This window comes from Paenibacillus sanfengchensis, from assembly GCF_036864765.1.
Classification (GTDB): domain Bacteria; phylum Bacillota; class Bacilli; order Paenibacillales; family Paenibacillaceae; genus Fontibacillus; species Fontibacillus sanfengchensis.
The window spans coordinates 56,499-68,381 of sequence record NZ_JBAGJC010000013.1; the positions used below are offsets into that span (position 1 = coordinate 56,499).

At 52.8% G+C, this 11,883-nt stretch carries 9 protein-coding genes; 1 reads left to right on the plus strand and 8 read right to left on the minus strand.

Annotated features, from left to right (window positions below):
- Positions 1-115 precede the first annotated feature (115 nt).
- The gene (locus tag V4U84_RS21560; RefSeq protein ID WP_334075092.1) at positions 116-2,284 is read right to left on the minus strand and encodes a transcriptional regulator; all 2,169 of its coding nucleotides are present in this window, start codon (positions 2,282-2,284) and stop codon (positions 116-118) included.
- A gap of 405 nt (positions 2,285-2,689) precedes the next feature.
- On the opposite strand from V4U84_RS21560, the gene V4U84_RS21565 reads away from it, so the two are divergent.
- A complete protein-coding gene (locus V4U84_RS21565; protein ID WP_416367285.1) occupies positions 2,690-4,798 on the plus strand; it encodes a vWA domain-containing protein in 2,109 nt (702 codons plus the stop codon).
- Here V4U84_RS21565 and V4U84_RS21570 read toward each other — a convergent pair.
- From V4U84_RS21570 to V4U84_RS21600, 7 genes are all read right to left on the minus strand, one after another.
- Positions 4,761-5,741: a serine/threonine-protein kinase gene (locus V4U84_RS21570; protein ID WP_334075090.1), complete on the minus strand. Its 981-nt coding sequence runs from the start codon at positions 5,739-5,741 to the stop codon at positions 4,761-4,763. The genes V4U84_RS21565 and V4U84_RS21570 overlap by 38 nt on opposite strands.
- Positions 5,742-5,768: 27 nt before the next feature.
- The gene (locus tag V4U84_RS21575; RefSeq protein WP_334075089.1) at positions 5,769-7,013 is read right to left on the minus strand and encodes a GGDEF domain-containing protein; all 1,245 of its coding nucleotides are present in this window, start codon (positions 7,011-7,013) and stop codon (positions 5,769-5,771) included.
- 614 nt (positions 7,014-7,627) lie between these two features.
- The gene (locus tag V4U84_RS21580; RefSeq protein ID WP_334075088.1) at positions 7,628-8,308 is read right to left on the minus strand and encodes a DUF1266 domain-containing protein; all 681 of its coding nucleotides are present in this window, start codon (positions 8,306-8,308) and stop codon (positions 7,628-7,630) included.
- 21 nt (positions 8,309-8,329) lie between these two features.
- Positions 8,330-9,667: a tetratricopeptide repeat protein gene (locus V4U84_RS21585; protein ID WP_334075087.1), complete on the minus strand. Its 1,338-nt coding sequence runs from the start codon at positions 9,665-9,667 to the stop codon at positions 8,330-8,332.
- Positions 9,664-9,972 carry a hypothetical protein gene (locus tag V4U84_RS21590; RefSeq protein ID WP_334075086.1) on the minus strand — a complete coding sequence of 103 codons (309 nt, stop codon included), beginning with the start codon at positions 9,970-9,972 and terminating at the stop codon, positions 9,664-9,666. Before V4U84_RS21590 ends, V4U84_RS21585 begins: the two co-directional genes overlap by 4 nt.
- Before the next feature lie 68 nt (positions 9,973-10,040).
- On the minus strand, positions 10,041-10,394 hold the full coding sequence (locus V4U84_RS21595) for a hypothetical protein (RefSeq protein ID WP_334075085.1): 354 nt from the start codon (positions 10,392-10,394) through the stop codon (positions 10,041-10,043).
- A 536-nt stretch (positions 10,395-10,930) separates the two neighbouring features.
- Positions 10,931-11,620, minus strand: coding sequence for a hypothetical protein (locus tag V4U84_RS21600; protein WP_334075084.1), 690 nt, complete (start codon positions 11,618-11,620; stop codon positions 10,931-10,933).
- Between the last annotated feature and the right edge of the window lie 263 nt (positions 11,621-11,883).

Here is an 11,883-nt window from a genome sequence, read left to right on the forward strand (position 1 = left end):
TCCTTAAAAATAAATGGTGCTCGGCCGAAGCCTGGCGGCTTCAGGGCCGAAATTTATGTAACAAGACGAGCCGGATGGCCGCGTCTTCCACATACAACAATGAGTCGGTTTAAACTTAAACCTTGACGGCACTTGTGCCCTTGGTGATCATGACCTCGAGATTCTTCACGTTTCCGTTGTAGATCAGGTCGATGTGGCACAGATTGTTCTTCTCGTCGATAACGTAGTTGATATCGTCACCGTCCTGGATGATCGAGTTGATAAAGCCCCGTTTCGACAGCCACATGCTCTTCTGGCTGCTCGGGTTGTTGCTGAAAAATTTGACGATATTCTCATGCTTGAAGTCGGCGGTCTGGAACCGCAGGATGCGCTCGATATATGTACTGACCAGCGTCTTGTAAATGGAATCGAAGCCGTCCTCGGACTGGGCCAGGCTGCGCGCCTTGTAGACGGTGATGCGCCGGATGTCCTTGCCCTGCAATTGGGCGTTTTCCGAGGAGAAAATAAAGCCGAAGTTCTTCCGGTTGATCGAATCCTTGATCGTATTCGTAAACCCGGTGATTTCCTTCGCCATGGTGGTCACGGCACGCAGGCTGTTCTCGCCGGCTTCGATGTCGAAGCGTACGCCCGGGAAATCCTTGCTCGTATTTTTGAACGATTCCTTGAGATATTCCGGACACTGGTAGGCCGAGACGATGCCGGCGGCGACGTAGGAAGCGCCCACGTACACACCTTCGATCCACAGCTTGAGGATGTCTTCCTTCTCGCGGGAAAGCTGGGCCCCGTTTTCCGTTTGAACCATGCGGCTGTCGATGACCACACCGGATTTCTCTTTCGGAATGACCGTAAAGTTCGGAACGCACGGAATCGCGTATTCGCTGTATTCCTTCCGGATGAGCGGCGCGCATTTGTCGATGTACTTGTCGATGCCGGCCGTCGCCATGTTGTTGAACGTCGTCTCTTCCCCGGTTTCGAAGCTGAAGAAGATCTGCACTTTGAACTCCTTGACGACCTGCATCAGCATGGACAGCGATTCCATCGTGTTGCCGTCCTGCTTGGCAATCTTCTCGTTCCCCTTGAACCGCTCCCGGGTCACCTTCACCTTGCCGGCGGTTTCCAGTTCCACCGACGGAACGATGCCGAACCAGATCGTATCCGAGAAATCGTTCTTGGCGTTGACCGTGTTCAGGTAGGTTTCCAGCCGCGGAATGTTCGCGCTCTTCACCAACATTTCCAGCTTCGCGTTGGTCACGAGCAGCGATGGAGCCATCCCTTTGTTTTTGACCGCGTATTGGTCGAAGAACATTTTGACGCCGAGGATTTTTTCCACCAGCGGTTTGACCGTCTTCACGAAATCGTCCTTCGCGGTTTTGTAGAACTCCAGGTAAGTGTTGTAGTTCTGAACCTCCTGCTCGACGTTCACTTCGCCGGCTACGGCGGGCAACGGGCTAAAGGTACGTACAACGAGATCTTTTACGTAACCGGACGGCGCCTCCGTAATGGAGTTGTAATCCTCTTCGAAGACGAGCGCCAAATCGCTCGATCCGTTCTCGTCCAGCAGCACCAGTTCCGTGCTTTCGCTCTTCGGAGCTTCGATGATTTTCAGTTCGCCGCTCTCGCCGATCGTCAGCATCCCGATCTGTACGGCTTCCGCGTCGTTTTCCTCGTTCGAGCCGCCCAGCAAGAGCCGCGTCTTGATATCCTCAATCGCCAGCGGCAGCATCGCCATGACGTTGTTGTAATTGGCGCTGGCCTCCTCGAACATGGCGTTCAGCTTGTCGCCCATATCGAGTTTTTTCGGATCCTCTTCGTCCAGCTTTTCGTATTGTCCGTACAGGTAATGAATTTCCTTCCGGACCTGGCGGATATCGTCCATCACTTTTTTCGGGGAAATCATGTCGAGCAGGTGCTCGAATTTGAAATCCACGTTCGTCATCCCCTGGCTGCGCTTGGTGTCGATCAGCGTAAACAGCATTTTCAGGAAATCGTTGTTCTGATCAATCCGGATTTCCGAGATCGCGTCCTCGGCGATGCCCTCCGGCTTCTTCAAGGTGTAAACCACCTTTTGGTTGGCCGCGTTAAAAAACGAGTATACCGTCGGCGAGAACTTGTTCAAGAACTCGTCGAAGCTGCGGACCAGCAAATGTCCGTTGATCTCCTTGATTTTGTCGTCGCTCAGACTGTCGATGCCTTTGACATCGCCCACGATCGTGATCAGGTCGAGCTTCTCGGGATTGATCTCTTCGAACAGCATCGTTCGATTCGTCTGATTAATAATGTCCACCGTGTTTTTCCTCCTCCCGTTTCCGAAGCGTCTTCGGCCTGACGGCTCGCTCCAAACCTTTCCCTGCCGAACGCTTGAATACTGATGTTTTTCGACGGCAGTCGACCGCCTTAGTGTTTCAGACCCAACCGGTTTGCGAATGGTTCGCACTACCCGGGTCTTGAGGGTAAATATAAATGGCGTCCCGCCAAATTGTCAATATCTTGAATCTCTGTGCCTCACAGGGACTTATAGCCTATACAAAAAAGAATTTGAGGGAGTTTTATCCAATAGAAGTCCTAATTTTTGGAACTGTATACAAAATCAATTGTCTGCTACCGATATATCCTTAGATATACATAATCCGATAGTCACTTTCGCTCCAAACGACATATTCTAGTACATAAGGCGGGTATGAAGATGAGGATGGAAATGAAGCAAAAATTCGCGCCGGCAGGAAAATTGATTTTTAGGACTATTATCCTATTTTTAATTTTTTCGTTATTTGTTCCGATTTTTGTCACTTTCCCACAGGTTTCTGCTAATGATTTACAAAAAAATCCGGGGGATGCGTTCGATGCGGTATTCGTGCTCGACACCAGCTATTCCATGAACCATGCCGACCCGAATAAAACGGCGAACGAAGTGATCCATATGTTTATGGATATGAGCGAGGCCAGCCGGACACGGATCGGATTTGTCGCCTATAACCACCATATCGTGGCGTCTTCGCCGCTGACTCCGATTTCCGTCACGGCCAACCGCACGAAGCTGAAACAGGCGATGGCCGGACTGCGAAGAACCGGGTACACGGATTTGGGGCTGGGTCTGGTAAAGGGCGGCAATCTCTTGTCGTCCGGAAAGAGCGGCGCGGAGAAGGGGGAAGCGCGAATCCCGTTTATGATATTGCTGTCGGACGGGGAGACCGATTTCGGCCCCGTTTCGCCGACCAACCGGACGGTTGCCGATTCGACGAAAGACGTGGAGACCGCGATCAAAAAAGCGCAGAAGGAAGGCTACCCCATCTATACGATCGGCCTGAACCATGACGGGACCGTGAACCCGGATGAACTGGAGCGGATCGCGAACGAAACCGGAGGAGCCTCTTATATCACCAGCAGCGCCGACGATTTGCCGGAGATTTTCAACCGGATTTTCGCCGCGCAAATGAGATCCGTGCTGATGCCGGTCGCCGGCGTGACCGCCACCGGGAAGCTTCAGGAGGTGCCGGTGGACATCCCGAATTCCAGCATGGGCGAGGCCAATATCATCCTGCTGTCCGAGCATCCGCTGCAGGAGACGCAGCTGTTCTACAACTCCGAAAATATCCGGATGTTCAAATCGGGGACCTATACCTTAGTCAAAATCAAGGAGCCGGGAAAGGGAACCGCCAAGGTGAAATTCAGGGGAACGACCGGGGATTTGGTCAAAATCAGCCTGCTCGGAAGCTATGCGCTGGAAACCGAGGCTCGGCTGACCGGGGACTCCGTCATCAAGGGCAAGCCGGCCGGGGTGGAGGCCTATCTGACCGCCGCCGGACCGGGCAAACCGCTGGAGGATCTGGAGGTTTATGCGGGAATGACCGCGAAGCTGGTCGTACTGGACAAAAAGACGAACGAGGAAACCAGCGTGGATATGCGGCTGCAAGGCGGGCGGTATACCGCCGACTATACGTTCCCGAAATCCGGCGATTACGCGTGGAGCGTGAAGCTGAACGGCCCGAGCTTTTACCGGAACAGCCCCATCGTGCCGGTGAAGGTGGCCAATCTGGCACCGGCGGTCACGGGCAAGCTTGAACGGGGGTTAATCAAGGAGGACGGGGTGTCCGTATTGCCGATGAAGGAGTTGTTTACGGACGCAAACGGAGATTCGTTAGTGTATGAAATCAAGAGCCCGGCCGGAGAAGGTGGGAGCGTGTCGGCCGAGCTGGCGGACGGGCAGCTGCGTATCTCCCCACTGCGGACCGGCCAGGGCACCGTTACGCTGGTTGCGACCGACCCGGAAGGCGGGACGGCCACCGCGGTGCTGAAACTTTCCGTGAAATCCAAATATACCGTGGTGTTCTGGTCCATCGCCGGGGGGCTGGTCCTGGCCGCCGCCGGGTTCCTGCTGTACCTGTGGCTTCGTCCCAAGCCGGCTTTTACCGGGAAGCTGGAGGGTTACTTCCTGGCTACGGCCAGCGGCAGCGAGGTTCCGGTGAAGTCGTGGCCGCTGACCTCCTTTACGGGGCGAAGCGTCAGTCTGGGCGAGCTGTTCCGCAGCCTGGACGTCAACGAGCCGCTGCCGGAAGCCGAGCAGATCATGTTTAAGCCGGCCAAAGGCGGCAAGCTGTTCGTCAAGAACACCACGCGCTGCTCCCTGGTGCGCAACCGCACGCCGCTGCCGAAGAATAAACAAGAAATCCTCGAATATAATGACAAATTGTACATTACGTTCGAGGATGGCATTACGGAAATTGAGCTTCGATATAAGCCGATCAAGCCGAATACGAATATTTTTATCCGGACCGACGCCTCCGCAGGGAAGACCGGCTAGCGTAATACTCCAGTCGGATCGCCCGCTTCAGTCCTTTCAACGAGGATGCGCGGCGTTCGGGCGGGACGGTCAGGGCGCGGCGCACGGCCCGGGCCAGAAACGGCCAGGAGCGCCGGAGCCCGGCGCCGAGCGGCTCCAGGCTGTCGTCGAACAGCCGCTGCCGGACATCGCGCGGCGCTTCGCCCCGGCAGCAGTAGTACAGCACGGCCGCCATGCCGTACACGTCGCTCATCGGCCCCTGCCGGGAGTGCTCCGAGTACAGCTCCAGCGGCGAATACCCGGCCGTGGTGAGGATCGGATGCCCGCTCGTCTCATAGCGGACGGCCGAACCGAAATCGAGCAGCTTGGCGCGGCCCTGCTCATCGATGATAATGTTGCCCGGCTTCAAGTCCCGGTGAATCACGCCGCGGCGGTGGAGATGCTCCAGCGTTCCGATCAGCGGCAGGATGCTCCGGTACAGGAAGCCGGGCTCCGCCATGTCCGGGTGCCCGCCGATCACCCGGTCGAGCGTCAGGCCCGGGCAGTACTCCATCACGAGGTACGCCGTGCCGTTCTGCTCGAACCGGTCCAGACACCGGACGACGCCGGGATGCTCGCAGGCCTGAAGCAGGCTGCCTTCCTGCAGGAAGGCCTCCCTTAGCGGCTCGTATTTTTCCGCCGGAGTCCCGGTCCGCCGGTGCACCGATTTGCCGTCCCGGCCCCGGCGCACCAGCGCCCGCGGAAAAAACTCCTTGATCACGCACTTCACCCCCAACTGCTCATGGCGTGCCGCGTAAACGATCGCCAGCTCGCTGCTGGAGAGGACGCTGCGAATCCGGTAGGTTGTTCCCGCGTCCGCATCCCCCGCATCCCCGCCGCTCAATCGCATATTGCGCCCAAGCGCTTCGCCGCCCGCCGATTCGATTGCCCCGATTGATCCGATTGACTCGATTCTCACGCTCACGTTGCTCCCCCTGCTTCTGTAGTTTGCTTATTTACTGACGCAGTTTCTGCCCTTTTTCTTGGCCCGATACAAGGCCGTATCCGCGGATTTCATCACGGTGTCCGGCGTTTTATGTTTGTCGCTCTTTTGGGAAACCCCGATGCTGATCGTTATGTAAATTTGTTTTTGCTTCGCCTTGCCGGTGCCGCGGCCCCGCGCTTTCCGCCCGGACTTGCTTTTGCCTCTGCCGCTTCGGCGCAGTGTAAAGGCCCTTTTCGACACCTTCTCCCGTAATTCCTCCAGATGGGGCACAACCTCGCTGCTATTTTTTCCGGGAAAAAGAATCGTAAATTCCTCACCCCCGTACCGGTATGCCTTCCCGCCGCCCGTCACGTCCTTGATCGTGGAAGCGACCAGCTTGAGCACCTCGTCTCCCGTGTCATGGCCGTAGGTGTCGTTAAATTTCTTGAAGTGGTCGATGTCCAGCATCGCGATCGCGTAATTCATCCCGAGCTTCATCATATCCTGCTTGAGTGCCCGCCGGGAAGGCAGGCCGGTCAGCTCGTCCGAAAACGCCATCGAATAGGAATCTTGAATAATCGATATGATCAGGATGATGCCGGAGACCGCAAAAGCTACCGCATAAAGCACCCGATCGCCGCCGGATTTGTGCAGGGCGTAGAACAGGGCGCACAGTAGCGCGATAAATGAAATATCCTGCGAAGAGCGGTGCGACACCTGCCGGATGACGAGAATCACCAGCGCCGCCAGAAACAACAGCAGCGAGGCTTGCGAAAGGGGCGTTAATGCGCCTGACTTTACCGCCGGGACCCAGTCTTTGCCGAGCGTGTGCAGCAGTTCTTGTTGCCCGGGGTCCAGCAGCCAGTAGGCGAGGGCAACCTGAGCGGCGATCGCCGCGATGCGCAGCAAGCCCCATAAGCTTAAAATCCCCCGCTCCCGGAAAAAAGAGAACAGCGCGATGTTAAACGGCAGCAGCAGCCCCAGCAGCAGGTGAATATCGTTTCTTTGCGCCGCCAAGCCCCTCGTGATTCCGGCAAGATCGGTATACGCCGCCAGCCCCAGGGCCAGCACCGACAGAATGAAAAATTCCCGGCTGCGGTTGAACTTCCAGGAAATGACGCCCCCGATCAGGAAGATGACGTAAGGGGCCAGCTTCACCATATCGAGCTGCGCCGGGGATAAGACGGTTGTCTTGATGTAGAACAGATAAGCCAATGCCAAAATTGCAAAAGGAAGCACAAGCTTAAACGTCGTTTTCATGATTGTCTTCAAAAGATAAGCTCCTCCATGCGAGGTTATGTACACTATTATTATCGGCCGGAGAGGGAACTCGGCTTAGTGTTCGGTTCCCTCTTTCATAAACTTTACGATGGCTTCAACCGTTTGGCGCTGCTACTCCTTTTGGAAAATCTTCGCCTTCCCGTCCCCCTTCTGCTCCCCGTAATTCCGGCTGGTACTAACGCCTGAGAGGAGTCTAACGGCTGTGGCAGCCGCTATTTAACGAAAAGTAGCCCTTTCGAAATTCTAACGGTCGTGAGCGCCGTTATTCTCCTGGATTCTCGCCTTAACAGCCTGTTAATGCGAAAATAAGCGCCGTGGCGACCGTTAGAATGGGAAATCGGCGTTTTCAGGACAAATAACGGCTGTGGCAACCGTTAGCGTTAATTTTCGTCTTTCTTGCAAGGCTGCTCATGCGACGGCGGTTAGGGAAATGAGACACTCACGCCGGATCCAACTCGCCACACCGAGGCGACAAGTTTCAAAATAAGCAGCACCCTGCCAGGTTTGATGCAACTTCAGTGCGCAAAAGCCCTTTATTGACCAGCCCGCTGCCCGCTTCATAAAGAAGGAACTGGCCGCGGCCGAATTACGCCATCCTCGTCAATCTACTCGGGCAGAAGCTCCTCCTTCCAGCTCAGTTTGCGATACAGCAGTGTTCCTTCCGCCAGCAGATCGTACATCGCCGTAATCCTCAAATACTTGGTAATCCCGGGTTTGACATCAAAATAATGGCTCCCGCACAAATAGGCGCAGTAAAACTCCTCCCAGCCCTTATACTTGTTCTGCAGCAGGGTTGCGGCTTCCAGCTTGATTTCCCAAGCTTCCTCCTTGGTCAAAAACCCTTTGGAAACGCCCACTCGGCTAAGCATAACAGCCCAGGCTCCGCCATAAGCACTTACATCGCCGGAAGGCAGCTGATGCAGACATTTATTCACGACGTCCCATTGGGCATGCTCCTTCTCGCCCTGCTCCTCCAGGATCGTCTCAAGATACCGGCTGCGCGCGTCAGCCGTGAGGGCCGTGAGATACCCGTGTCGGCCGAGATATTCCTCCCGTCCCCCGTCATCCAGCAGCCAGCGGATTTGCCGCTTCAGACTTTCGGCATCCTTGATGCTCCATATTTTGAGGGCATCGCGAATGACGCTCTTGCGAACCATCCGTTCCATGAGACCAAACTCGTAAGCCACGTAGTAGTTTTGCAGCGTCCCTTTCAAGCAGCTTGCCGTGAGACAGCGAAAATACAATTCCAGCCGTTTCCGCTGCCGCTTGCTGTATTGATTCGGCATCGGTGAATCCTCTCTTCTTTATTATGTAAAAGACAATCTGGCGGTTCTCCAGGTTTTCCAACCGCATCCTCCCAAAATGACCGGCAGCGCCCAGAGTGATACCGGCGGCAGGTCGAATACAAAATACGCCAGCGCAAACAGAAACAAATACAACCAGCTTAAACGGAACATGATCAGAACGTAAGTCCAGCGGCGGGCTTTTTGCGCCATCTTTTTCAGCTCGGCATAATTAGGATTAGACTCCTGGGAGTAGAGACGGGGATTCCGAAGCATGATCAGCATCACATTGTACCGGAAGTGATAGAATCCTTCCCATGTCGGTCGGGCCTCTGTGTACTCTTCCCAGATGCTCTGAACTTGCCCCAGCTCCAATTTTGCCTTGGCGGACAAAGCGAGGAGGTCCTGATCCGGGGTGTAGTATTCCCGGGCCAGCTCACATTGCTGGAGTACGTCCTCATACCGCCCTTCCGCAAACAACCCTTGGGCGTACAACTGTCGGGCTTCCCGATCCTGGGGACTCAGGTCAAGAGTTCCCTGCAAGCTGGCCATCGCTTCGGACTTCCGTCCCGTCCTGAGGTAAAGTTTTGCCCGCATCAATTGCAAGTCCGGATCCTCCCGGAATATCCCGGCCGCCTCGGTCAATGCCGCTTCGGCCTCCACCAGGTCGTCCTCTCTCATGGCCGACTGAGCTTCCTGCCTGAGCTCCAGGTAATGCTCAATATCGAAATCCAAAGCTTTTCCCGCAAAACATTCGTATCCCAATTCGGCGGTTCCCCGGATTTGCTCCAAGATATAGTCAACTACCTCATCATCGTAAGATTCATATAATGCTTCCTTGGACTCCAGCGGCCGAAAGGAGTCGTCCAGAATCGTCCATACTTCCCGCGGCATATACCGATGCCTCTCCAAAAAATGCACCAGCCCGTTCACCCGCACGTCCTGATACGCCATATTCCACATAAAATCATCCGCCATGAGCGCAATCCACGCCTCGGGATCTATCCGGCGGGGGAAGTCGTCGTAAAGGTGCTTCATCTTTTCAAAAAATACCTGCACCGGATGCGGCTTCGTCCCAACGGGTACTCGAAAGTCCTCCTCCGCTTCAAAAACCGTCTGACGCATGACCGCTATTTCTTCATATGTAGGTTCGTTCCATTCCCCCGCTTCCCGCTCGTCATCGGCTCCGACCCGCTCCAGATCGCCGGCCCGCTTCATCGCCCATTCAAAAGCTTCGCGAAGCTGCTGGTACCCTTGCGGATCCTCTTCCGGATGATGGAGCTTCAATTGCCTGGCGTACGTTTTTTTAATGAGGGCTTTATCGGCCGTTGCCTCAATCCCCAATATCGACCAGTAACTCATTGTCCGGTTATTCCACCTCTCCTCGCTTGAATTTCAAAACATGATTTCATAATAAAAAACTCCCGGCAGCAAATGCGGGAGCTATGTTCATTATAACATAGGAGGCCGTCATACTCATCCAGACCGAAGGGTTTAATCACTTTACACTTTTGGGCTAATGATTTAAATACATCATAACTACAAGTAGATAGTTCACCTAACATTGCGAATTCTGCTTCATCTTGTTGCAGATACTCTACATTATTAGCATCATATACTCTATCTAATTGTTCACCATTAGCTGATTCCAATATAATTTTAAACATGCTATCCCTTCTCAAGTGATGAATCATCCGACGCTAGGCCCACACTATAAATGACACTCTGGTGAGTACTACTCATCTTGAAAACCAATAACGATCCACTCATCGACAACATCCCAAAAGTTTACATTATAATGTGGCTGATCATTTGAAAACCATTCGTAAAAATCCCGAATCGACTGTGGAATTTTACCCCAATTACTTTGTAGTTCGATGTTAGCGTTTTTAATGGATTCTAAAGGATTTCTTCCCTCGTAATAAATAATCTCACCATTTTGTGATTTAACAGAGTATAGAATTGAATATCGGTCATCGAAGTATAACAAATCGATTTCATAAAGGTTTTCCGTTAAATAGGATATTGTGTTTCTTAGTGCAATCGGGGAACAAGTTTTCCATACTCTCTCCTGGAAAAATGTACTCATTACCGCGTTGTTTCCTATGCTCACGAATAAAATTCCTGCAAATCTGCATGTTTTTTTCTTGTACGGAACAAGAATTTCAAAATGCCTGCAATTCTGCAGGAATTTTCGACGAAATCGGCTCATTTCTCTAAAATCGCTAGAAATACCTGCAGATTTGAATCTTTTTTCGCATCCCCTCGGGAATCGGTATAAATACCTGCAGATTTGCATCTTTTTGGAGTTGGAAGTGCGCTAGGTCCCTGATTGCCGTGGGCTAATACAAATTGGATTTCTATGGGCGTGAGACTCAGTACTAGTACTGGCGTATTTATCGATAATCTCACTCCAAAAACTATTGGCTCGCTAGTTCCCAGTATAACGACCCCCTTCCGGATATGAAGGTCCGGTCTGTGGGAGGGGAGATTCCGGAATTTCCTCAGGATTTCCTCTACATCTTGGACCTCGCCGATGACGTACGACTCGGGATTGCTCCGGCTAACTCCAAAATGCGATCCGGTTTACTATAATTCCAATTCGGCAGCGATCGTCCTATTGTCCTATTTTCCCAGATCTTCATCTTCCCAATATATCCCTAACTCCTCAAACGAAGTCCGGCTCTCTCTCCTGCCCTCGGGACTTTCTGCTCCAATCGTTTCGATTTCGCTTTTGGACAAAATGAGGGTCGCGTCAGGGTTGCTAATTTTCCTCTTATATATCGACTTTAGCAAGTTTACTTGTTCTGCGGACATCTCATAATACTCCCGCCAGGATTCGATTGCATCATCGTATTCCATGAACTGACGATCCAGGAAATATCCACCGTATTGCACGATTCTGACGATGTTATCCACTGAAGTCATGGTATCGTTGTCCCCCCAAAAGGCAGTAGTTATGGATGGTGAGATCGTGCCGTCTTCATTTTCATCGAGAAGGTATTCTAAAGTTTCATTTTTGGCCAGCTCAAGAACTTCCCTTGGTGCACCCGAAAAAAAATCCAATGCTGTAGGGATGTCGGTTCGAGTTTCATGCTCAGTTCGAAAAGCAGCGACAAAGCAGTGTTCATTGAAAGTAATCGTTCCTCTTCCTCCCGAATCGTCGACAACACTGTAGTTATCGCCATCCCATGAATGCTCGTATGAAAATTCGGGATAATGGGCAACCATGATGGCATGTGCAATGGACGCAAGTATGCAACCGTCCCATAACTTTTTTTTATTTAATTGACTGTTTAATGTTACTGGCTTCATGTTTTCTCCTTTTCGGTCTAGCGATGTTTTGGGGCTTGGCTTGAAGCCTGCCCACATATTTACGATTGTTCCAATTTAGCATCAGTTGGCCCATGTGCTCTCTTATGTCCCCGTAGGCAAATGCTGGCATTCGGATGGCGGGCAAGAGTGCTGCTCTCACTCTCGCGCCCGAACTCTAACGGAAATGAGAGCCGCTATTTGGGTGATACTGGCTTTTCCAGTATTATAACGGAAATAATGGCGCCTAATCACCACTTTTTCTA

Bases quoted from the DNA above. Each gene is read 5' to 3' on its own strand.
- V4U84_RS21585 (WP_334075087.1), bottom strand. From the start codon at position 9,667: ATGAGTTACTGGTCGATATTGGGGATTGAGGCAACGGCCGATAAAGCC.
- V4U84_RS21595 (WP_334075085.1), bottom strand. From the start codon at position 10,394: ATGAGTACATTTTTCCAGGAGAGAGTATGGAAAACTTGTTCCCCGATT.
- V4U84_RS21600 (WP_334075084.1), bottom strand. From the start codon at position 11,620: ATGAAGCCAGTAACATTAAACAGTCAATTAAATAAAAAAAAGTTATGG.
- V4U84_RS21565 (WP_416367285.1), top strand. From the start codon at position 2,690: ATGGAAATGAAGCAAAAATTCGCGCCGGCAGGAAAATTGATTTTTAGG.
- V4U84_RS21580 (WP_334075088.1), bottom strand. From the start codon at position 8,308: ATGCCGAATCAATACAGCAAGCGGCAGCGGAAACGGCTGGAATTGTAT.
- V4U84_RS21590 (WP_334075086.1), bottom strand. From the start codon at position 9,972: ATGTTTAAAATTATATTGGAATCAGCTAATGGTGAACAATTAGATAGA.